Annotated in this window: 19 protein-coding genes and 1 other RNA gene; 9 read left to right on the forward strand and 11 right to left on the reverse strand. The window is 58.2% G+C overall.

Annotated features, from left to right (window positions below):
• Positions 1-76: 76 nt before the first annotated feature.
• Genes hmeg3_RS21005 through hmeg3_RS21020 form a run of 4 tightly spaced genes read left to right on the forward strand, consistent with a single transcriptional unit; the run spans position 77 to position 3,607 of the window.
• Positions 77-925 (forward strand): MetQ/NlpA family ABC transporter substrate-binding protein, encoded by an 849-nt coding sequence (locus hmeg3_RS21005; RefSeq protein WP_369828842.1) that lies wholly within the window; start codon positions 77-79, stop codon positions 923-925.
• A gap of 39 nt (positions 926-964) precedes the next feature.
• Positions 965-1,777 (forward strand): MetQ/NlpA family ABC transporter substrate-binding protein, encoded by an 813-nt coding sequence (locus tag hmeg3_RS21010; RefSeq protein ID WP_094565474.1) that lies wholly within the window; start codon positions 965-967, stop codon positions 1,775-1,777.
• Positions 1,778-1,827: 50 nt separating this feature from the next.
• Positions 1,828-2,970, forward strand: coding sequence for a methionine ABC transporter ATP-binding protein (locus hmeg3_RS21015; protein WP_369828897.1), 1,143 nt, complete (start codon positions 1,828-1,830; stop codon positions 2,968-2,970).
• Positions 2,951-3,607 carry a methionine ABC transporter permease gene (locus hmeg3_RS21020; RefSeq protein ID WP_094565475.1) on the forward strand — a complete coding sequence of 219 codons (657 nt, stop codon included), beginning with the start codon at positions 2,951-2,953 and terminating at the stop codon, positions 3,605-3,607. The genes hmeg3_RS21015 and hmeg3_RS21020 overlap by 20 nt, the downstream gene beginning before the upstream one ends.
• 67 nt (positions 3,608-3,674) lie before the next feature.
• Here the strand turns inward: hmeg3_RS21020 and hmeg3_RS21025 are convergent, their stop codons facing one another.
• Positions 3,675-5,024: an LLM class flavin-dependent oxidoreductase gene (locus tag hmeg3_RS21025; RefSeq protein ID WP_094565476.1), complete on the reverse strand. Its 1,350-nt coding sequence runs from the start codon at positions 5,022-5,024 to the stop codon at positions 3,675-3,677.
• Between the two features lie 61 nt (positions 5,025-5,085).
• Positions 5,086-5,439: a DUF3088 domain-containing protein gene (locus hmeg3_RS21030; RefSeq protein ID WP_094565477.1), complete on the reverse strand. Its 354-nt coding sequence runs from the start codon at positions 5,437-5,439 to the stop codon at positions 5,086-5,088.
• 202 nt (positions 5,440-5,641) lie between these two features.
• Between hmeg3_RS21030 and hmeg3_RS21035 the strand changes: the two genes are divergently transcribed.
• Positions 5,642-6,019: a hypothetical protein gene (locus hmeg3_RS21035; RefSeq protein WP_094565478.1), complete on the forward strand. Its 378-nt coding sequence runs from the start codon at positions 5,642-5,644 to the stop codon at positions 6,017-6,019.
• 52 nt (positions 6,020-6,071) lie between these two features.
• On the opposite strand, the gene hmeg3_RS21040 is transcribed toward hmeg3_RS21035, so the two are convergent.
• From hmeg3_RS21040 to hmeg3_RS21075, 8 genes are all read right to left on the reverse strand, one after another.
• A complete protein-coding gene (locus hmeg3_RS21040; RefSeq protein WP_094565479.1) occupies positions 6,072-6,947 on the reverse strand; it encodes an amidohydrolase in 876 nt (291 codons plus the stop codon).
• Between the two features lie 118 nt (positions 6,948-7,065).
• Complete coding sequence (locus hmeg3_RS21045) at positions 7,066-8,007, reverse strand: ABC transporter substrate-binding protein (protein WP_094565480.1); 942 nt, start codon at positions 8,005-8,007, stop codon at positions 7,066-7,068.
• Positions 8,008-8,060: 53 nt separating this feature from the next.
• A non-coding RNA gene (locus hmeg3_RS21050) (sX9 sRNA) lies at positions 8,061-8,135 on the reverse strand.
• 59 nt (positions 8,136-8,194) lie between these two features.
• A complete protein-coding gene (locus hmeg3_RS21055) occupies positions 8,195-9,247 on the reverse strand; it encodes an ABC transporter permease (RefSeq protein WP_094565481.1) in 1,053 nt (350 codons plus the stop codon).
• 10 nt (positions 9,248-9,257) lie between these two features.
• The gene (locus hmeg3_RS21060; protein WP_094565482.1) at positions 9,258-10,817 is read right to left on the reverse strand and encodes a sugar ABC transporter ATP-binding protein; all 1,560 of its coding nucleotides are present in this window, start codon (positions 10,815-10,817) and stop codon (positions 9,258-9,260) included.
• A gap of 72 nt (positions 10,818-10,889) precedes the next feature.
• On the reverse strand, positions 10,890-11,228 hold the full coding sequence (locus hmeg3_RS21065; protein ID WP_094565483.1) for an L-rhamnose mutarotase: 339 nt from the start codon (positions 11,226-11,228) through the stop codon (positions 10,890-10,892).
• A gap of 10 nt (positions 11,229-11,238) precedes the next feature.
• On the reverse strand, positions 11,239-12,015 hold the full coding sequence (locus hmeg3_RS21070) for an SDR family oxidoreductase (protein WP_094565484.1): 777 nt from the start codon (positions 12,013-12,015) through the stop codon (positions 11,239-11,241).
• Between the two features lie 37 nt (positions 12,016-12,052).
• Positions 12,053-13,330, reverse strand: coding sequence for an L-fuconate dehydratase (locus tag hmeg3_RS21075; RefSeq protein ID WP_094565485.1), 1,278 nt, complete (start codon positions 13,328-13,330; stop codon positions 12,053-12,055).
• 562 nt (positions 13,331-13,892) lie between these two features.
• Here hmeg3_RS21075 and hmeg3_RS21080 point away from each other — a divergent pair.
• Positions 13,893-15,035 carry a porin gene (locus tag hmeg3_RS21080; protein ID WP_232511760.1) on the forward strand — a complete coding sequence of 381 codons (1,143 nt, stop codon included), beginning with the start codon at positions 13,893-13,895 and terminating at the stop codon, positions 15,033-15,035.
• Between the two features lie 273 nt (positions 15,036-15,308).
• The gene (locus tag hmeg3_RS21085; RefSeq protein ID WP_094565486.1) at positions 15,309-16,169 is read left to right on the forward strand and encodes an IclR family transcriptional regulator; all 861 of its coding nucleotides are present in this window, start codon (positions 15,309-15,311) and stop codon (positions 16,167-16,169) included.
• A 97-nt stretch (positions 16,170-16,266) separates the two neighbouring features.
• Here the strand turns inward: hmeg3_RS21085 and hmeg3_RS21090 are convergent, their stop codons facing one another.
• Entirely contained in the window at positions 16,267-16,947 is a 681-nt protein-coding gene (locus tag hmeg3_RS21090; RefSeq protein ID WP_094565487.1) for a hypothetical protein, read from the reverse strand.
• Between the two features lie 470 nt (positions 16,948-17,417).
• Between hmeg3_RS21090 and hmeg3_RS21095 the strand changes: the two genes are divergently transcribed.
• Entirely contained in the window at positions 17,418-18,578 is a 1,161-nt protein-coding gene (locus hmeg3_RS21095; RefSeq protein ID WP_094565488.1) for an efflux RND transporter periplasmic adaptor subunit, read from the forward strand.
• A 2-nt stretch (positions 18,579-18,580) separates the two neighbouring features.
• Entirely contained in the window at positions 18,581-21,805 is a 3,225-nt protein-coding gene (locus tag hmeg3_RS21100) for an efflux RND transporter permease subunit (RefSeq protein WP_094565489.1), read from the forward strand.
• The last annotated feature ends 125 nt before the right edge of the window (positions 21,806-21,930 follow it).

The following is a 21,930-nucleotide window of genomic DNA, read 5'->3' on the forward strand; positions in this document are numbered from 1 at the left end:
GCGCATTCCAGCGCTGGTGTGCAGGTATTTGCAGGTACGTCCACAAGACGGCCGCACATCAATCCAACAAGAGAAAATGACGCCGAACATGCAAGCCAAGTTTTATAAATCCCTGATGACACTGGCGCTGAGTCTGTTTGCCTTCACCGTCGCTTTCACTTCACAGCACGCCAGTGCAGCGCCACAAAAACCCGAACTGCGCGTGGGCTTCGTACCCGGTCCGTATATCGACGAATTCAAAATCGGTGTGCAACCCGAGCTGGAGAAGAAGGGCTACAAGATCAAATACTACGAATTCAGCACCGGCCTGGAAGCCAATAGTGCTGTGTTCAAGGGCGATATCGACGCCAACGTGATGCAGCATTCGGTGTTCCTGAAATCGTATAACGACCGCAACAAAACCGACCTGGTCGGCATCGTGCAGGTGCCGACGCCACCGATGGGCTTGTATTCGAAGAAGCACCGCAGCCTCGATGGATTGAAAAAAGGCTTCACCGTTGCCGTACCGAACGATCCGGTCAACCTGCAACGCGCGCTGTGGATACTGCAACGCCTCGGCTGGATCCGGATCAAGGAGAACGCCAATCCCGTCGACGTCACCGAACTCGATGTGATCGAAAACAAGGTCGGCCTCAAGCTGGTATTACTGGAAAACGCGCAAGGTCCGCGCGCGCTGGACGATGCCGATTTTGCGGCGATCCAGGGCAACTTCGCCATCTTCGCCAAGCTGAAGCTGTCAGAAGCCTTCATCCTCGAAGACATGACGCCGGCCTACATCAACGTTCTGGCGGTAAAGAAAACCCGACAGACCGACCAATATGCACGCGACATCGTCGAGGCGTATCGCTCCGACACCTTCCAGAACGCGATCCGTGCGGATCGCTTCTATGACGGCTTCCGTCTGCCGGATTATTTCAAGAAATAAGCATTCCCTCCCTCCAGAACAAACATCAAAGGAACGAGCATGAATCAACGTTATCGACTTCGCCTGCAAGCCATGGTGGCGGCAGTCCTGATCTCCACCTTCGGCGTTGCCCACAGCGCCGACAAAGTCTTGCGCGTAGGCGTGCGCGGCGGTGTCGACGAGCAGATCTGGGAAGTCGTCACCAAGGTGGCGAAGAAAAACGGCCTGAACGTCGAGCCGGTCGTCATCTCCGGCGCGGCGAGCCCGAACGAAGCACTCAACAACGGCGATCTGGAGGCCAACTCGTTCCAGCACATCCCCTTCTTGCGTGATCAGATCAAGCAGCGCGGCTACAAGCTGAGCATCGTGGGCAACACCATCATCTCGCCGATCGCGTTTTATTCCAAGAAATACAAGGCGCTCAAGGATCTGCCTGATGGCGCCAAGATCGCCATCCCCAACGATCCAAGTAACCAGACGCGGGCACTGGTGATCTTGCGCGATGCGGGCTTCATTACCTTGCGCGAGGGCTTCGATCCGTTCACCGGCACGGCCTCACTGGCAGACATCACGTCGTACAAAAAGAAAATCACCCTCATCGAAAGCGCCTCGGTTGTTCTGGCGCGCGCGTTGGAAGACGTTGACGCCGCTGCCATCATCAACACCTTCGCCTATCAGGTCGGCCTGATTGCGACACGCGATGGCATCGCTGTGGAAAAGCGCGAACACAATCCTTACGTCAACGTCATCGTGGTGCGTGATCAGGACAAGAACGCAGCATGGGTCGCACCGCTGGTGAAGTCCTACCAGTCGGAAGAAGTACGCCAGTTTATCCAGAAACAATTTGGCGGCTCGGTGCTGCCCGTGTTTTGAGCGCAGCCTTGAACACCTCCTTGAACACCGCGTTGAACATTTCTGCACTGATCGGCGCGGAGGCAAACCCATCCACGCCGGCAACCGATAAGCCAGCCGCCAAGGCTTACGCAATACCGGCCGCAGGCGTTCAGCCGCATCTGGTGTTTGACAACATCTCCCGGCAATATCCTTCGCCGGCAGGGACGGTCCATGCGTTGCGCGAGGTGTCCTTCACCGTCGCGCGCGGCGAGATCTTCGGCATCATCGGCCGCAGCGGCGCGGGCAAATCGACGTTGCTGCGGACGATCAATGCGCTTGAAATACCGGATACCGGCGCCGTCGCGATCAATGGTCTCAAGGTCGGCAGTCTCGACGAGGATGCCTTGGTCAAGCTACGCCGCCGGGTAGGCATGATCTTCCAGCATTTCAATCTGCTGTCGGCCAAGACTGTGCGCGATAACGTCGGCCTGCCTTTGCGCGTAGCCGGTGTCGCCCCGGAGCAGATCCGTGCGCGCGTCGATGCCCTGCTCGATCTGGTCGGCCTGCGCGACAAGGCAGATGTTTATCCGGCCAAACTCTCCGGCGGGCAAAAGCAACGCGTCGGCATCGCCCGCGCGCTGGTGCATGAACCGGAAATTTTGCTATGCGACGAAGCCACTTCGGCGCTCGATCCGGAATCCACACAATCCATCCTGACGCTGCTGCGCGACATCAGCAGCAAGATGGGCCTGACCGTCGTCCTCATCACACACGACATGGCCGTCATCCGCGAAATCTGCGATCGCGTGCTGGTGCTCAATCATGGACAAGTGGTGGAACAAGGCGAGGTGTGGCGGGTATTCGGCAATCCGCAGGCGGAAGCGACACGCGCTTTGCTGCGTCCGCTGCAACATGGATTGCCGGCCGATCTGGCGGCGCAACTGATTGACGATCTCGGCAATCAGGCCGGCGACGTTTTGCTCAGTCTGCGCTTTAACGGTTCTGCACATCCACAGGGCGTCAGTCTGCAACAGTTGGCGCTGCTCGGGCCTGATGCGACGCTGATTCACGGCGGGCTCGACCGCATCCGCGGCCATGCGCAAGGCAGCCTGCTGGTTTCGCTGCCTGTCGCCTCATGGGAAGCGATCAAGATCCGCGGCGGCAACAACAATGACCGCTTCCCAGGCGCAGATTTTATTGAGGTTCTCGGTTATGTCCCTGCCCGCACTTAACAAATACGTTCAGGCTTTCTTCGAAACGCTGCTGATGGTCGGCAGCTCGGCGCTGATCGCCATCAGTCTCGGCCTGTTGCTGGCGATTGTGCTGACGATTACGGCGCGCAACAGTCTGTATCCCAAACCGCGCTTTCATCGCGGCTTATCGGCGACGGTGAATGTATTTCGCGCCGTGCCTTTCATCATCATGCTGGTGGCGCTGCTGCCGGTCACGCGCTTTCTGGTCGGCACCACGCTGGGCACCTGGGCGGCGGTAGTACCGTTGACGGTGAATCTGATTCCCTTCTATGCGCGCATTGCCCAGGTCAGTCTCAATGAAGTCGATCCAGGCTTGGTCGAAGCGGCGCGTGCCATGGGTTGCCGTCGCTGGCATATCGTACGCCACGTGCTGTTGCCGGAAGCACTGCCTGGTATCGTCGGTGGCATGACGGTCAGCATCATTGCGATGATCAACGCTTCCGCGATGGCGGGTGCGGTGGGTGCAGGTGGACTCGGCGATCTGGCGATCCGTTATGGGTATGAACGCTACGAGACGCGGGTGATGTTTGAAGTGATCGTGATCTTGATTGCGCTGGTATCCATCATCCAGTTGTTCGGCGAAAAACTGTCACGCCGGCTGGACCACAAACATTAGGTCCTGAAACCGAAGGGAGTTACCCGATGCGTTCGGGTAACTCCCTTCAGGTGATGCATCTTCCTTCTCAAGCTGCCGCAGCAATTCCTTTACGTCCTGCCGGGCGCGCCAATCCCAGATGCTCACGCAAGGTTGTGCCTTCATACTCACGGCGGAAGATCCCGCGCTTCTGCAGGATAGGCACCACGCCCTCGGTAAAGTCCTGCAAGCCACTCGGCAATGCATCCGGCATCAGGTTGAAACCATCGGCGGCGCCGGCCTTGAACCAGTGTTCGATGTCGTCCGCAATCTGTTCCGGCGTGCCGACCACGACCCGGTGACCGCCGCCGCCCGCCAGCGCATAGACTAACTGGCGTGCGGTATAGCCATGCAGGCGCGCCTGCGCGAGCGTGGCGTTGAAGAAGGTGTGATTGCCGTTGCCCTTGTTGGGTAAGCCGATGTCGTCGGGGAGGCGCTCGTCCAGCTTGATGCGATCCGGTGCGACACCGAGAATGCCGGCGAGACGATTGATGTTGTAGCTCCAGGGAATCATGTCGATCAACTCGTTGCGGCGGCGAATGGCATCCGCTTCCGTTGCGCCGATGATGGTCGTCAGCCCGGCAAGGATCTTGACGGCATGCGGCCCGCGTCCGTACGCCGCCGCGCGTGCATTGAGTTCACGTCCGTAGGCCTGCGATTCTTCCAGCGATTGCGACGCTGAGAACACCGCCTCTGCATGACGCGCAGCGAGATCCCGTCCGTCAGCGGAACCGCCGGCCTGCACCAGTACCGGATGGCCTTGCGGTGTACGTGGCAGATTCAGCGGACCTTGTACTGAAAAATGCGTGCCATGGTGTGCAATCGGCTGAACCTTGCCGGTATCGATGAAGCGCCCGCTGACTTTGTCGCCGATGAGCGCATCGTCTTCCCAGCTATCCCAGAGTGCTTTGACGACGTCGGTGAATTCCGCCGCACGCGCATAGCGTCCGGCGTGATCGGGGACGGCATCGCGGCCGAAGTTGCGCGCCGAGCCGAGATCGGCGGTAGTGACCACATTCCAACCGGCCCGTCCTTTGCTCACATGATCAAGCGTGGCGAAGCGCCGGGCAATGTTGTACGGCTCGTTGTAACTGGTCGACGCTGTACCGATGACACCGATGTGCGTGGTCGCAGCCGCCACGCACGCCAGCAACACAGTCGGCTCCAGCGCGGTGATAGGACGGAAGTCGATCTGCTCGACAATCGAGGCGTTGTCAGCCAGGAAGACGGCATCGAACTTTGCCGCCTCTGCGATCTGCGCGACGCGCACATAGTGACCGACATCGATGAAGGCGTGCGGATCTGCATCCGGCAAACGCCAGGCGGACGGGACGAAGCCGGAATGCAAGACGTTGATGTTCAGATGCAGCTGGCGTGGCGGCGCTGTAGTGTCGCTCATGAGTTAATCTCCTCGAGGGGAATCGCGACGCGAAGTCTCATGCATCGCGACAAAATGTCATTCAATGCGTCTTGAAAAATCCGTGGCGCTCGGCCAGCAGATCGAGAATGCGGCGGGTGTCGGTGACGAAGTGTTTGTTGCCGAGTTGCTGCACGTGTTGTGCCTCGGCGGGAAGCGGCTGCTCGTCACCCAAAATCAGTACCGGCAGACTTTGATGATCGGCATCGAGCGCATCCACCACGACCTGGCGCGGCTTGGCGAAAGGCAGGCGACGGATGTCCAGCTTTGATACGTGATCAGGATCGCCCGCCAGCAAGCCTTCTATCGGCGCACCATCGGGGCAGATAAAACGGTCTCCCGGGTATTTCGGATCGGTGAATCCAGGTTCCAGCAACAGCAGCAAATCTCGGCTCATGGCGCACTCCAAAGTAGAAATGAATCCATTGATTCTCTTGTGCCAAGCGAACAGCCGCCACGAATATATCTGCATATTCATATACGAAGCGAGCCGCGACGGGCATCCTTGTTGAACCGTGTTCGCCGACCATACCGAGCGAGGACGTGCGGAATGCCGTCTCGTATTGCATCGACGGGCGAGTTTAGAATATACTGTTTTTATGTACAGTATAATTCGACAATTCAGAAGTGAAGGGATTCGCCGCACCGAAGCGGAGATCGCTGCCGACGCCGGGTTCGCCGGCATCGTCGGGATGAGTCTGGCCGGAACGACGCGTCAAATGACCTTGTCTGCACAAAAAAGCGACGAAGGCACAAGCGTATTGTTGTTGCCGCCTCTGTATGAGCCGCAATTGCTGAGCATGCATGCCGACGGCATGATCGTGCGCGGCTGGCAGCGTTTATCCGGAAGCAAGACGACGCCAGGGCCGACCTATTTACAGGAGTGGTTGCTGACCTTTGTCGGTCAGCAGTCGGGGCGCCAGCAAGAGATGCGTGAGCTGCAGGCGTCGCCGCTGCAACTGATGCAGGGCGACTGAATCCAGACCCCTGCTTTAGAAATATTTTCCGGAATGTCTTCCGATCAGGCTGTCAGCGCGCAATGCCATAGCAGCGCGCTGCGGTGCCGCCCCAGAGTTGCGCCTGCTCGTCCCTGCTGAGATTGGCCCCAGCCCAGTCTGCCACCAGTTGTGCCACTCTCTCATACGACGCTGCCAGCAGACACACAGGCCAATCCGAACCGAACATCAGACGCTGTGGGCCGAATGCTTCCAGCGCGGTGTCGAGGCAGATACGGATGTGCTCATAGTCGCTTTGCTGCAAGCCGGCTTGCCAGTCAGCTTCGGTCACCAGTCCGGATAATTTGCAGGCGACGTGCGGCAGTTTCCCCAGCGCCAGCAATTCTTTCTTCCATCGCGCCAGCGCGGCATCGCTCTGCGCAAATTCTCGCAGCGCCGGTTTGCCGAGATGATCCAGCACCAGCCAGTGCTTGTCGTGACGCGCGCAGAAGGCTTGCGTGTCGGCCAGCTGACGCTCGAACACCAACACGTCGTAGACGTAACTCTGCGCTTGCAGCAAGGCGATGCCGCGATTGAAGTCGGCGTGTTCGAGGAAAGCGCGTGCATCGGCTTCGTCCTGCACCTGATGGCGAAAGCCGACCAGCTTGTCGCCTGCATGCCATTCAGACAACCGCTCGCCGAGATCGGCGACGGTGAGGTTTTCCCAGCCGACGACGCCGGCTATCCAATCCGTTTTCTTCGCCAGATCAAGCAGAAAGCGCGTCTCTTCCCGGCCTGAGCGCGCCTGCACGGCGATGGTGGCGGCGATCTTGTGGTCTTGCAGAAGGGGCTGCAAATCGGCAGGCAATTGGTCGTGCGCGAGCACGTCCATGCCGGCACCTATCCATGGGTAGTCTTCAGCGCGATAGCGCCAGAAATGCTGATGTGCGTCGATACGCAGTGTCATGATTTTTAGTGATGCAGAACGTAGAAATGAAAATGCCGGTTTGTACTCGCAGACTCACGAATACAGACCGGCACCGGATCCTCAATTGATCACGTGACTATCTGAATAGCTGAGCGGCAGATCAGTCGTACAGCACCGCCGCAATCTTCGGATCGGCGATGTTGCTCTTGTCGTACCAGTAGAAACCGGTATCGATGATCTTCGGCAGCTTCTCGCCCTTGAGCGCCTTCACTGCTGCTTCGACGGTCTTGTAACCGATGCCGACAGGGTTTTGCGTGATCGCGCCGGCCATCTGACCATCACGAATCGCATCCTTCTGCTGCTTGCCGGAGTCGAAGCCGATGATAACGACCTTGCGCTTCATTTCCTTGGCGCCATTCAGCACGCCGATGGCCGAACCTTCATTGGTGCCGAAGGCGCCCTTGAGTTTTGGATAGGCTTGCAGGATGGACTTGGTGACTTCGGTGGACTTCAATTGATCGCCTGCGCCGTACTGGATGCTGACGATCTTGATCTTTGGATACGCAGCCTTCATGCGATCGACAAAACCGTCGCGACGGTCGATGCCGGTACGGCTGGTCTGATCGTGGGCAACCACGGCGACTTCGCCTTCCTTGCCAATCAGTTCCGCCATCTTGTCTGCGGCCAGTGCAGCAGCAGCCTTGTTGTCGGTGGTGGCAGTGGTGACGGGAATATCGCTGTCAACACCGGAGTCAAATGCGACGACCGGGATCTTGGCGGCTTGCGCCTTCTTCAGCAACGGGAGCGCAGCCTTGCTGTCGAGTGCGGCAAAGCCGATTGCCTGCGGCTTCTTCGCCAGCGCGGCAGACAACATGTCGATCTGCTTGTCGACCATGGCTTCGGTTTCCGGACCTTCGAACGTTACTTTGACCTTGTAGTCCGTGGCGGCCTGGTTGGCGCCTGCCTTCACTGCTTGCCAGAACTGATGCTGGAAGCCCTTTGAAATCAGCGGAATGTAGATGTCTTCAGCGTGTGCGACGCTGCCCAGGCCCATGGCGAAAGTCAAACCGATGGCAATGTTGAGTGCTCTTCTCTTTATCATTTTTAAGTCTCCTTGGTTGATGTAAAACAGCGGGGTATAGCGAAATTCAAACCTGTTTACGATCTGTAGCGAGAGGCCGTCAGCCTGTGATGGACGGAGCGGACGAACCGGAATGTACTTAAGTACATGAGGATTCGGAGCACCGCCCAGCGCCGGATCACGGCCTCGCAGTAAGATCGTGGGCAGGTTATTGACGGCGGCGACGCAGGATGTCCATATAGACGGCGAGGATGATGATCACGCCGGTGACCACGGTTTGCCATTCCTGCGCGACCGACATGATGCGCAGACCGTTGATCAGCACGCTCATGATGAACGCACCGATGATAGTGCCGAGGATGGTGCCGGTGCCGCCCGACAACGATGTGCCACCGATCACCACGGCGGCGATCGCATCCAGTTCGTAGCCTTGGCCCAGCGCAGGTTGCGCCGAGTTCAGGCGCGACGCGATCAACAGGCCGGCGATGCCGCAGATGGCGCCGCTGACGGTGTAGACCACGACTTTCCAAAAATCGACCTTGACGCCTGACAGGCGCAGCGCTTCTTCGTTGCTGCCCAGTGCGAAGGTGTAGCGGCCGAAGACGGTCTTGTTAAGGATGATGCCGGCGCCGATGGCGACCAGGAACAGAATCAGCACAGCATTGGGAATCGGCAGCGCCGGAATCAGATCGCCGATCAGCGACTCTTGCGAGATTTGCGAAAACGACGGCGTGTCGTTGAAGTAGATCGGCTTGGTGCCGGAGATCACCAGCGACAAGCCCTTCAGCAGCATCATCATGCCCAGCGTGGCGATGAACGGCGGCACCTTGAGCTTGGCGATCAGCATGCCGGACGACCAGCCGCACAATGCGCCGAAGAAGATCGCGGCGAAAATACCGAAGTAAATCGGCAGCCCCCAGTAGGTCAAAAACACGCCGGCCATCACGGCACAGAAAGTCATCATGGTGCCGACCGACAGATCGATGCCTGCCGTGATGATGACGAAGGTACACGCGATCGCCAGCACGCCGTTGACGGCTGTCGATTGCAGGATGCTGACCAGGTTATCGACCTGCAGGAAGTTCTCGTTGGCGAAACTGAAGAATACGACCAGCGCCAGCAGGCTGGCAAAGGCCAGCAGCTTTTGCCGCGTGGACGGATGGAACAGGCGCGCACGCAGGCTGCCTGCGCCGGCTTCGGAAACAGGTGTGGATGTCATGGTCAGGTTCGCTTGCGACAGTGGATTGGGAGTATTTGCCATGGTCGTCTTCTCAATGTGTAGTGGTGGCAGTGGCAACAGCGGAAGGACGCTGCGTTGCCAGTTGCATGATTTTTTCTTGCGAGGCTTCGGCGGCACTGAGTTCGCCGGTGATGCGGCCTTCGCACATGACCAGCACACGGTGGCTCATGCGCAGCACTTCAGGCAACTCGGAAGAAATCATCACGATGGCCTTGCCTTGCTCTGCGAGGGTGTTGAGCAGTTTGTAGATTTCGCTCTTGGCGCCAATGTCGATGCCGCGTGTCGGTTCATCGAAAAACAAGATGTCGCAGTCGCGCAGCAACCACTTGGCGATGACGATCTTTTGCTGGTTGCCGCCGGACAGCAGGCGCGCAGGCTGATCGATGGACGGCGTCTTGATGGCAAGCTGGCGCACATAGCTTTGCGCAGTGCTGCGAATCGCCGCCTGATCGAGGAACAAACCCTTTTTCAGGAAACGATTCATGCTCGACATGACGACGTTGGCCTTTACGTCGAGGCCCGTAGCCAGACCGAAATGCTTGCGGTCTTCCGACAGGTAACCGATGCCATGTGCGACGGCGTCAGACGGCGACTTGATCACAGCCTTGCCACCATGAATGAAAATTTCACCGGCTTCCAACGGATCGGCGCCGAAGATGGCGCGCGCGACTTCGGTACGACCCGCGCCCATCAAGCCAGCGAAGCCGAGAATCTCACCCTTGCGCAGCTGAAAGCTGACGTCGCGGATAGCGTGGCCGCGCGTCAGTCCTTTGACTTCCAGCACGACCTTGTTGTCACCGGCATTGGCGATGACCGGACCCGCGCCCTCAAGTTGACGTCCGACCATCATGCTGATGATGGTGTCGATCGGTGTTTCTTCAGTCGGCACGGTGGCGATGTATTTGCCGTCGCGCATGACGGTGACGCGGTTGGAAATGCGGCGCAGCTCGTCCATCTTGTGCGAGATGTAGACGATACCGACGCCTTGTGCTTGCAGGTCGCGGATGATGCGAAACAGTTCGTCGATCTCTGCGTTATTGAGCGCGGCGGTCGGCTCGTCCATGATCAGGACACGCGAGTTGAAAGACAGCGCCTTGGCGATCTCCACCATCTGCTGCTTGGCGACGGTCAACTCGCCGACCTTGGTGCGCGGGTCGAGCTTGAGACGCATGCGCTCAAAGATCTCGGCGGTCTGACGATTGAGTGAGTCTTCGTCGAGGAATACGCCGAAGCGTCCGCGCGGTTCGCGTCCGATGAAGATGTTTTGCGCGGCACTGAGATGATTCATCAGGTTGAGTTCCTGATGGATGATGCCGATACCCAGCTCCTGGGCGGCGCGCGGGCCGTCGATGGAAACTTCCTTGCCGTCGACAAAAATCTGGCCTTCGTCCTTCTGATAGACACCGGACAAAATCTTCATCAGCGTCGATTTACCGGCGCCGTTTTCGCCCATCAGTGCGTGGACTTCGCCGGGCAGCAAATCCAGCTGGCAACTATCCAACGCCAGCACGCCGGGGAAGCGCTTGGTCACGTTACGCAAGCGGATCAGGTATCCCGATTCGTTTGCGGTCTCTGTTTGTTCTGATTGCATACCTGCCTCGTTGATGCAAACCAGCCTTGTTTATTGATTGGCTGTGTTGTGTATTGCGTTACTACGTTGCCCTCACTGATTGCCGAGATCGAAGATCTTCGTCATCGGCACCCATTTTTCTCCTTGCGGCGTCCATGGCGTCGGCGCCTGAAACTGCCACATCAATGCTTCCCACTCCTGCACCTTGGGATCGTCTTGCATGGCTTGCGCCATGGCTGCTGCGTCGTAGACCGCGTCATCGGTTTCCATAACCATCATCATGCGCGTACCGAGCCGGTAGATTTCCATCCCGGTCACGCCGTTGGCGCGCAGATGTGCTGCAATCTCCGGCCAGATCTTGCGGTGATGGTCTTCGTAACGCGCGATCAGCGCCGCGTCGTCTTTCAGGTCAAGTGCGAGGCAGTAACGCATCGGTTTCCCCTCAGGTCAACGCGCGGTCGAGGTGCGTGTAGCCGCCGTCGACGAACACCCATTGGCCGGTGGTGTGCGCAGCGCGATCGGACAACAGGAAGACAGCCGTATCGGCCATTTCTTCGGAAGTCGTGAAGCGCTTGCCGAGAGGGATCTTGCTGGTGATGTCTGCAAGCTTCTCTTGGGGGTTGTCGAAACTGGAAATCCATTTTTCGTATAGCGGCGTCATCACTTCCGCCGGGATCAGGGCATTGACGCGCACGCCCTCATTGGCCAATGCTGCCGCCCATTCGCGCGTGAGCGAAAGTTGCGCGCCTTTCGATGCGCAATAGCCGCTGGTATTGCCCTGACCGGTGACGGCGGTCTTGGAAGAGACATTGACGATGGCGCCGCGCGTAGCCTTGAGGTGCGGCACGCAGTAGTGCGCCATGACGTAGTAATGGATCAGATTTTTTTCCAGCGACTGCATGAAGGCGGCACGACCGGCATCCAGACCGACGTTGTCGTTGATACCGGCATTGTTGACCAGGCCGTCGAGACGACCGAACTCACGCACGGTATCGGCAACGGCTTGCCTGCATTTTTCTTCATCCATCAGATCGAGCAGGAAGAAGCGTGCCTTGGGTTGCAACTTCAGCAGTTGTTCTTTGAACGCATCACTGGGTTGGCTTTTACCGAACACGACCGGAACCGCGCCCTCTCCCGCCAGTTGCAGCGAGATCGCGCCGCCAATGCCGGAGGCGCCACCGGTCACGATCACGACCTTGTCTTTTAAATGTAGATCCACGTCTTGTCTCCGTCTTTATTCTTATCTTGTTTTTTGATTAACCACGAAAGCGATACTGCTCCAGCGATTCGGGTTTCATCGTGATCGAGAATCCCGGTGCGGTCGGCGGCATGTACGCTGCCCCTTTGACCACACAGGCATCAATAAAGTGCTCGTGCAGGTGATCCACGTATTCGGTCACGCGTCCTTCGGTGGTGCCCGCGATGCAGACGTAGTCGATCATCGACAGATGCTGCACGTATTCGCACAGGCCGACGCCGCCGGCGTGCGGGCAGACCGGCAGCTTGTATTTGGCGGCCATCAGCATGACTGCGAGGATTTCATTAACGCCGCCGAGACGGCAGGAATCGATCTGCACCACGTCGATGGCGCCACGCATGATGAACTGTTTGAACAGCACGCGGTTCTGGCACATCTCGCCGGTGGCGACTTTGACTGCGCCGATGCCTTCGCGGATCTTGCGATGTCCTTCGACATCGTCCGGGCTGGTCGGCTCTTCGATGAACCATGGTTTGGCGAAAGCCAGTTCATTGACCCATTCAATCGCCTGGTCGACTTCCCACACCTGGTTGGCGTCGATCATCAGATGGCGATCCGGCCCGATGACTTCGCGCGCGATGGTGACGCGGCGCTTATCGTCGGCGAGATCGCGGCCGACCTTCAGCTTGATGTGATTGAAACCACCGTCGATAGCTTCTTTGCACAGACGGCGCAGCTTGGCGTCGTCATAGCCGAGCCAGCCGGCGGAGGTGGTGTAGCAAGGATAGCCGTTTTGCTCCAGCAAACGGATACGTTCGGCCTTGCCCCGCGCTTGTGCGCGCAGCAGCGTCAGCGCTTCGTCCGGTGTGATGCAGTCGGTGATGTAACGGAAGTCGATGCAGCGCACGAGTTCTTCCGGCGACATCTCGGCGACCAGTTTCCACAGCGGCTTGCCTTCTGCTTTGGCCCACAGATCCCAGACGGCATTGACGACCGCGCCGGTGGCGAGGTGGATGGCGCCCTTGTCCGGGCCGATCCAGCGCAGTTGGCTGTCGGAGGTGATGGTGCGCCAGAAACGCCCCATGTCTTCACTGACCCAGTCGAGGTCGAGGCCGACGACCAGATGCTCCATGGCCTGGATGGCGGCGCAGCAGATTTCATTGCCGCGGCCAATGGTGAAGGTCAGGCCATGGCCTTCGAGGCCGGGCTTGTCGGTTTCGAGGATGACGTAAGCGGCGGAGTAATCCGGATCCGGATTCATGGCGTCGGAGCCGTCGAGAGTCGTGGAGGTCGGGAAACGTACGTCCAGTACGCGCATGGAGGTGATCTTGGTCATCGTCGCTGTCAAATGTAATGGAGTGAATTCAGTTGTGCCGGCTACGGATCACTGCACACCATCGGAAGTAGAGATAGCTTCGCCGGCACCGCGCACGGATGCCGCCGTCCTTCCATCTCTTCAGGCTGTCACGCCTGTCTCCATTGTTGTCGTGCTTCGCCTTTGTGCTGACTGCTTAATAAATAGTGAGTTGTGCACAAGGCTGTGTCTTTTGCTGTGTGGCGATTATCACACGCAGTTTTAAATTCATCAATAAAATTCAATTTTATATTTGAGTTTACTTTGCTAATATCCAGTCGCTGCAGACTACATAATCTCCATGTAGTTTGAAGTGATAACCAATGTATATCTAAGGGATATCAAAACACAGATGCTTAAAAAGCAATGCCGGATGATTTCCCTCAATTAAAAATTCATTTTACAAATGAAATAACAATATTAACAGGAGGAAATGACAAACACCGATATTTACCGCTGCACCGCGGGCCGCCCGACCTCTGGACCCGTGCCTATAAAAACAAGCAAACACGCAGTCACAACAACCATAAATACGGAGATTCTTATGCAGACAACGACATTTACTGCTCGCAAAACCCATGGGCATAACACATTCAAATTCACACTCAAATTCACATTCATCAAACCGAAAATAACACGCACGGTCGCCAGCGCCCTGTTCGGCGTTGCCGGACTGGCTGGACTGACTGCCGGCAGTGCACATGCACAAAGCAGTGTCACCATTTACGGCCGGGTCGACGCCGGCGTCGACTATCAATCCAACGTCGCCACTGGTAACGGCAACAGTGGCAGCCTGTGGCGCGCTTCCGGTAATCAGTGGGGCACCAGCATGATCGGCTTCAAAGGTACCGAAGATCTTGGCGGCGGACTGAGCGCCTTCTTCCTGCTGGAATCCGGTTTCGATGCAACCAAGGGATCAACCAACGGCTCGGCGCTGTTCAATCGTCGCTCATATGTCGGTCTGGCCGGTAGCGCCGGTTCGCTCAAGCTCGGCAAGAATCTGTTCATCGACAACGACGTCTGGTTCCTCGATCCGACCGGTCAGCAGTTCATCGGCACCGCAACACTGGTGCGCGGCCGCAACTGGCAAGGCGCCGATAACGTCATCGAATACCAGACGCCGACCTGGGGCGGTTTCAACGCAACCGTGCAAACCAGCCTCGGCGAACAGGCCGGCTCGCTCACCAAGAAACGCAAGGACGGCATCTCGCTGGTGTATGCCAACCAGACCGTCGAACTGCGCGCGATCTATGACGTCGTGCGCGACGCCAACGGTCGCTTTGTCGATGTGTTCGATACCTCCAAAGAACTGATCCTGGGCGGCACGTTGACCCTCGACAAGCTGAAGCTGTTCGCCGGTTACGAAAATCTGCGCGCGCCGGATGCTGCACCGACATCGTCGGATAAGGCCAATCATTATTGGGTCGGTGCCAATTATCAGGTGACGCCGGCGCTGACACTGATCGGCTCGGTGTTCCGCGTGAACGTGAACAAGGGCGGCGGCAACGCCAATCTGTTCATGGCTGGGGCGAACTACTCGCTGTCGAAACGCACTTTGCTGTATGTGGGCGCGGGTACGGTACGTAATAGCAGCAACGCCAACTTCTCGGTGGAAGCGACGAATAACAATCCGTTAGCTGGTCAAAACCAGAACGGGGCCTACGCCGGCATCAGCCACTCCTTCTGAAATCTGTCCTTGGGCCTACTACGAGCCCGTGATCCGATGCCGTACGGTGCTCGGGATCCTCGTGTACTTGCGTACACTCCGGTGCCCTGTGCTCCGGTCGGCACCGGCTGACGGGCTCTCGCTGCGGCCCAAGAACAGATTTGATGTTTTGAGTGTTCCTCTTTGAAACCGGCAATCGATCGTGAATGTCGGTTTCAGAGATAAAATGCGAAATAATTCGAGTTTGCGCAAACCCACCCGGGGTGCGCGGTGTCATCTTCCATCAGGCCAGCCATGCCAAGAACCAAGAAAATCGTGCCCGACGCAGATCTGAATGTTGATTCTACGGAAGATATTTCCGCCAATGACAGCGCCACTGATGCTGGCAAGGCGCGCTATGCGGCGCCGGCGCTGGATAAGGGACTGGATATTCTGGAGCTGTTGAGCAAGTCGGAGCAGATGCTGACGCTCAATCAGATTTCCAAACAGTTGGGACGCAGCGTCAACGAGATCTTCCGCATGGTGGTGACGCTGGAACAGCGCGGCTACCTGATTGCCGATAACGATCAATATCGCTTGTCGCTGAAATTGTTTGAGCTGGCGCATTATCACCAGCCGATTCGTTCACTGGTGAGCACGGCGTTGCCGCATATGCGTGAGCTGGCAAACCGGACCATGCAATCGACGCACCTGACCGTCTATGAAGCGGGCCGCGTGATTGTGGTGGCGCAGGTCGACAGCCCCGAGCGCTGGGCTTTCGGGCTGAAGGTCGGCGCGCTGGTCAGCCTGACCGATACGGCGTCCGGCCACGTGCTGCTGTCGTTTCGCGATGAGGCCGAACGCGGCCGCATGCTGGCGGCACATGTCAGGATGGACGGCGAACAGGAAATCGATCATGCGCAGTTGTTGCGCCAGATCGCTGAAACCCAGGAACGCGGCTATTCGCGCATGGAAAGCCGCCAGATCCGGGGCGTGGTGAATTTGTCGTATCCGGTGCTGGGCGCCAACGACCGCATGCTGGCGGCGCTGAACATCCCTTATATCGAGCGGATCGACAAAAAAGTGAACCCCAGCCTCGATGAAGTTCAAGGCATTGTGCAAGAAATTTCCTCCCGTCTGTCCAAGTTGATGGGCAGCAGCAGCTTCGGGAGTTGAGCAAGCGCATTGACCGACAAATCACCGGCACATCGACAGCGATAAAAAAGCCAGGCAATGCCTGGCTTTTTTCTACATGAAAACACTGCTTATCTGCTTATTTATCGATGGGCAGTGAAGTCAGGGAATTCTTCGTCTTGGTCTTGCCCTTGGCTTCGTGCGCTTCCGTAGCAGCCTGGGTCAGCGAATAGCGCGTATAGGCCTTGACCAGATCAGCCATGAAATCCGATTCGTTTTTGATCGGACGCCAGTTTTTGCCATCCGATTCTTCCACCTGCGTGCTGTTGCCGTCATAGACGATGCTGATGGCGCGCGGCTTTTCCTGCTCCCTGAATTCCGTCAGGAAACCCTTCATGTCATAGCCGGAAGAATTGCCTTGGGTAAAGGTCTCGATGGCCGATTGCATCGCTTCTTCGCGGGACGCCAGAGCCTGAGTCTGCGCCTGCGCCAGCAGATCGGACACGCCGGTGTGATCGTTGAGCAGCATCTCGAACTTGCTGTTGCGCTCGTCCCCCTCTTCCAGCTTGAAACCCTTCTTGGTCGAAAAAATCCGCAGCTTGGGCGGCACGTTGATGCCGTAGGCGCCGACCAGACCGCCCAATGCCATCGTCAGCGCCGGACTCACGTCAGGACGCATCGGATTGACCAGTCCGTCGACGCCCGTATTGCGGGCAATCATCATCTGGGCGAAGCCGATATCGTTGTTATTGGCGTACGCCTTCGCAGCAGTGGGTGCCGCGGTGTTGTTGATGAAAAATTGGTTGCTGATGTTTTGCATTGCGGCGCTCCTGTGATTACCAGGTCCGGTGGTTCAACTTGCGCGAATAATTGCCAAAAGCATAATAAAAGACAAATGGCGGACGCTACCATTGTAAAAGGCTTTCAGCGTTTCTACACAAGAAGCTGAGGCATTTCCCCCCTTTAATCCTGCAGATTGTCGGTTTGTCGCAAAATGGCGCCTCCGGACCGGTATCGCACGTATTCTTCGAATAATGGTTCGACTGATACTGCGATTTACCGTGCTTTACATCCGATCTTTCCCGCGGTTTCTTGACGGCACAGCTATTGCCACTTACATTGCTGACTCGCGGGCGACCGGGCGACCATGCCTGGACTCAATAATCATGCCGACCTCCCGAAGCAATTGCCACAAATGAAGCAGCAGCCTCATTCGCCACGGCCGGAACCAACGCCTGCTCCCGCCAATCTCATCGACCTGCGCCTGAACGGCTAATTAATAAAAACCTGATGAATCTTTCCTTTTTAAAACGCCGCCCGGTCCTGATTGGACTATTGATCCTGATAATTGCCGTCGCTTTTCTGGTCACCAGGAAACGTCCGCCGGCTGCGGTGATTGAGAAGCCGGCCCAGGTTCTCGAATTTCTGCCGAGCGACGTCGTCATGACCACTGTGGAGCCATTGCGTCAGGTGCTGCCAATGTCGGGGGCCTTGCGCGCGCTGAATCAGGTATCGGTCAAGGCCAAGGTCGCCGGCGAAGTCAAAGAGGTGCTGGTGCGCGCCGGTGAAGCCGTCCAGGCCGGACAAGTACTGATCCGCATCGACACCAGCGAATATCAGGCGAAACTGGAACAGGCCAGAGGCTCGCTGGTCGCTTCACGCGGGCAGCTCGACATTGCTACCAAGACCCGCGACAACAACCTCGCGCTGCTCGACAAAGGCTTCATCTCGCGCAACGCCTTCGACAATGCCGCCAGCCAGTTCGACATCGCCAAAGCCAACGTCGACACGGCGCGCGGTGCACTCGACGTCGCGCAAAAAGCGCTCAACGACACCGTCATCAAGGCGCCGATTACCGGCATGATCAGCAGCCGCACCGTCGAGCCGGGTGAAAAGGTCTCCATCGACAACAAGTTGCTCGATGTCGTCGATCTGAGCCAGATGGAACTGGAAGCGCCGGTGCCGACCGCCGACATCCTGAAAGTCAAACTGGGCCAGGAAGTACAGGTGACCGTCGAAGGTCTGCCACAAGCCGTCGTCGGCAAGGTCGTCCGCATCAATCCGGCGACACAATCGGGATCGCGCTCGATCATGGTGTACGTACGCATTGAAAATCCTCAAGGCTTGCTGCGCGCCGGCATGTTCGCCGATGCCAGCCTGACGCTGGATAAGCGCGACGCCGTGATGACCGTGCCGCAAACGGCGATCCAGACGGACGGCGACAAGACCTACGTCTACGCCATTGAAGACGGCAAGCTGATCCGGCGCAACGTGACGCTGGGCATGCGCGGCATCGACAGCCGCGGCAATGCCGTCGAAATCAGCAGCGGCCTGCAAAACGGCGCACGCATCGTCAAGGCCAATCTGGGCAATCTGAATACGGGCACACCAGTACGTTTCTCGGCAACCGGCGGTGCTGCCGTTGCACCTGCCGCCAAGACGAAGGAATAAGTATGTGGTTCACCCGTATCAGTATCGGTAACCCGGTGCTCGCCACGATGATGATGATGGCGTTTGTGGTGCTCGGCTTGTTCTCGTATCAGCGCCTGCGCGTCGACCAATTCCCTGATATCACCTTCCCGGTGGTGGTGGTGCAGACCACGTATCCTGGTGCGTCGCCTGAGAACGTCGAGTCCGACGTCACGCGCAAGATTGAAGAAACCGTCAACACCATCAACGGTATCAACAGCCTCACATCGCACTCCTACGAAGGCTTGTCGGTGGTGATTGTCGAGTTCGATCTTACGGTCGATCCGGCACAGGGCGCGCAGGATGTGCGCGAAAAAGTGGCGCTGGTGCAAGCAGCCTTCCGCAAGGAAGTCGACCAGCCGCGCATCACGCGTTTTGACCCGGCCGATCAACCGATCTTTTCGATCTCGGTCACCAATGATCCCAACGCAGCCAATGCCAAACCACGCACGCTGCGCGAACTGACCACGATCTCCGACCAGATCATCAAGAAGCGCCTGGAAAATGTCCGCGGCGTGGGCTCGGTGACGCTGGTCGGTGGTGTCAAGCGGCAGGTCAATATCTACGTCAAACCCAACGAGATGGAAGCGCTGGGCATCGGCGTCGACCAGGTCATCAACGCCGTCAAGAACGAAAACCAGGAACTGCCGACCGGCGCCATTCGCATGGCGGATGCCGAGAAAGTCGTGCAGGTGCAAGGCCGCGTCAAAAATCCGGAAGACTTCAAACGTATCATCGTGGCGCGCCGCGGTGGCCAGCCAGTGACGCTGAATCAGATCGCGACCGTCGTCGACGGCCAGGAAGAACAAGAAACGCTGGCGCTCTACAACGGCCAGCGCACACTCGCGCTGGACATCCTCAAGGCGCAGGGCCAGAACACCATCGACGTCGCCGACGGCCTCAAGCAAGCCATCAAGGACATGGAGCCGAACCTGCAAAAGCTCTATCCCGGCGTGCGCCTGCAAATCATCAAGGACAGCTCGCGCCAGATCCGCACCGGCGTCGAGAACGTGCGCCGCACACTGATTGAAGGCGCACTGCTGACGGTGCTGATCGTGTTTCTGTTCCTCAATTCGTGGCGCTCGACGGTGATCACCGGGCTGACATTGCCGGTGGCGCTGATCGGCACCTTTCTGTTCATGTACATGTTCGGCTTCACGATCAACATGATCACGCTGATGGCGCTGTCGTTGTGCGTGGGTCTGCTGATTGACGATGCGATCGTGGTGCGCGAAAACATCGTGCGCCATGCAGGCATGAAGGTGCACGGCAAGTTCAAGACACACAAGATGGCGGCGCTGGAAGGCACGGCGGAAATCGGCCTGGCGGTGCTGGCGACGACCTTCTCGATCGTCGCGGTGTTTCTGCCGGTGGGTTTCATGGGCGGCATTATCGGCCGCTTTTTCCATCAGTTCGGCGTGACGGTAACGGCGGCGGTGCTGATCTCGATGTTCGTGTCGTTCACACTCGATCCGATGCTGTCGTCGATCTGGCCGGATCCCGATGTGCATGGCGAGAAATATAAAAGCGGATGGTACGCGCGCACCATCGGCCGTGTACTGAATCAGTTCGACCGCTTGGTGCAGTGGTTGTCGGCGACATATCAGCGCCTGTTGAAATGGTCGTTGCGGCACCGCGTGCTGACACTGGTGCTGGCGTTGGTGACATTCATTGCGGGTTTTGCCTTACCGGCGACCGGACTGATCGGTTCCGAGTTCGTGCCGCAGGCGGACTATTCGGAGTCGGGCGTCACCTTTTACACGCCGGTCGGCTCCTCGCTGGAACTGACCGAAAGCAAGGTGCATCAGGTGGAAGCCGTGCTGCGCCAGTTCCCCGAAGTGGTGGATACCTACAGTACGGTCAACACCGGCAACTCGCAGGGCAAGAACTACGCGACCGTGTTCATCCGTCTCAAGCCGCGCAACCAGCGCCAGCTCAGTACCTCGCAGCTGGCGCCGCAATTGCGCGACCGCCTGACGCAGATCGCCGGCATCGCGGTGACGCACATCGGCACGCTGGATGGTGTCGGCGGCGATAACAAGCAGGTGCGCTTCAGCTTGCTGGGGCCGGACCTGGATCAACTGGCGCGCCTGTCGGATGAGGTGCAGAGAAAACTGCTCGCTATCCGCGGCGTGGTGGACCTGGACTCCAGCCTGAAGGCGCAAAAACCGACGATTTCCATCGAACCCAAACGCGATATCGGCTCGGATCTCGGCATCGGTGTGGCGGAGATCGGCAATGCATTGCGTCCGCTGCTGGCCGGTGAAGCCGCCAGCAGCTGGCGCGCGCCCGACGATGAAAACTACGACGTCAACGTGCGACTGTCGCCGACCGATCGCAATACCGTCGATGACCTGTCGCGCCTGATGCTGGCCAGCACCCAGACCAATTCGGACGGCACGCCGCGCATGGTGCCGCTGCGCCAGGTGGCGGAAATCAAAAACACCGTCGGCGCCAACCAGATCAACCGGCGCGACCTGAACCGCGAAGTGGAGTTGTCGGCCAACGCCGCCGGCCGTTCTGCCGGGCAGGTCAACGCCGACATCAAGACCATGCTGGATCAGATGAACTGGCCGCCCGGCTACCGCTATCAAATCGGCGGCTCGACCAAGAGCATGAACGAATCCTTCGGCTACGCGGTGGGCGCGCTGGCGCTGGCGATCGTGTTCATTTACATGATTCTGGCGTCGCAGTTCGCCAGCTTCCTGCAACCGATCGCGATCATGTCGTCGCTGCCGCTGACGCTGATCGGCGTGTTCCTGGCGCTGATGTTCTTCCGGTCGACATTGAACATGTTCTCGATCATCGGCTTCATCATGCTGATGGGGCTGGTGACGAAGAACGCGATTTTGCTCGTAGACTTCACCAATCAGGCGCGCAAGGAAGGCATGGAGCGCAGCGCGGCCTTGCTGGAAGCCGCACACGTGCGCCTGCGCCCGATCCTGATGACCACGCTGGCGATGGTGTTCGGCATGGTGCCGCTGGCTTTCGGCATCGCCGAAGGTTCAGAGCAACGCGCCCCGATGGGCCAGGCCGTGATCGGCGGCATCATCACTTCGTCGGTCCTGACGCTGGTGGTGGTGCCGGTGGCCTATACCTATCTCGATGATCTGGGCGCCTGGGTCAAGCGCAAGTGGTTCGGCCATGCAGAAGAGCATGCTACCGGAGAGGACACCGGGAACGACAAAGAAGAGGGCCGCACATCCTGATATTTCCTTTTTGCAAGCGTTAATCCGGCGTTTGCTCGCAAAATATCTTGCGCCGCGCCCCGGAAAGCAACGAAAAGCGCGCGTCGGACGCTGTCTCGCAGCAGCCGTGTTTGATAAAATGCTGC

This window comes from Herbaspirillum sp. meg3 (assembly GCF_002257565.1).
Taxonomy (GTDB): domain Bacteria; phylum Pseudomonadota; class Gammaproteobacteria; order Burkholderiales; family Burkholderiaceae_D; genus Herbaspirillum.

Coding starts and splice junctions, on each gene's coding strand:
- hmeg3_RS21065 (WP_094565483.1), bottom strand. CDS start 11,228: ATGCGTTACTGCCTCGCACTTGACCTGAAAGACGACGCGGCGCTGATC.
- hmeg3_RS21060 (WP_094565482.1), bottom strand. CDS start 10,817: ATGCAATCAGAACAAACAGAGACCGCAAACGAATCGGGATACCTGATC.
- hmeg3_RS21020 (WP_094565475.1), top strand. CDS start 2,951: ATGTCCCTGCCCGCACTTAACAAATACGTTCAGGCTTTCTTCGAAACG.
- hmeg3_RS21090 (WP_094565487.1), bottom strand. CDS start 16,947: ATGCAAAACATCAGCAACCAATTTTTCATCAACAACACCGCGGCACCC.
- hmeg3_RS21100 (WP_094565489.1), top strand. CDS start 18,581: ATGTGGTTCACCCGTATCAGTATCGGTAACCCGGTGCTCGCCACGATG.
- hmeg3_RS21030 (WP_094565477.1), bottom strand. CDS start 5,439: ATGAGCCGAGATTTGCTGCTGTTGCTGGAACCTGGATTCACCGATCCG.
- hmeg3_RS21055 (WP_094565481.1), bottom strand. CDS start 9,247: ATGGCAAATACTCCCAATCCACTGTCGCAAGCGAACCTGACCATGACA.
- hmeg3_RS21035 (WP_094565478.1), top strand. CDS start 5,642: ATGTACAGTATAATTCGACAATTCAGAAGTGAAGGGATTCGCCGCACC.
- hmeg3_RS21095 (WP_094565488.1), top strand. CDS start 17,418: ATGAATCTTTCCTTTTTAAAACGCCGCCCGGTCCTGATTGGACTATTG.
- hmeg3_RS21025 (WP_094565476.1), bottom strand. CDS start 5,024: ATGAGCGACACTACAGCGCCGCCACGCCAGCTGCATCTGAACATCAAC.
- hmeg3_RS21010 (WP_094565474.1), top strand. CDS start 965: ATGAATCAACGTTATCGACTTCGCCTGCAAGCCATGGTGGCGGCAGTC.
- hmeg3_RS21085 (WP_094565486.1), top strand. CDS start 15,309: ATGCCAAGAACCAAGAAAATCGTGCCCGACGCAGATCTGAATGTTGAT.
- hmeg3_RS21080 (WP_232511760.1), top strand. CDS start 13,893: ATGCAGACAACGACATTTACTGCTCGCAAAACCCATGGGCATAACACA.
- hmeg3_RS21045 (WP_094565480.1), bottom strand. CDS start 8,007: ATGATAAAGAGAAGAGCACTCAACATTGCCATCGGTTTGACTTTCGCC.
- hmeg3_RS21005 (WP_369828842.1), top strand. CDS start 77: ATGACGCCGAACATGCAAGCCAAGTTTTATAAATCCCTGATGACACTG.
- hmeg3_RS21075 (WP_094565485.1), bottom strand. CDS start 13,330: ATGACCAAGATCACCTCCATGCGCGTACTGGACGTACGTTTCCCGACC.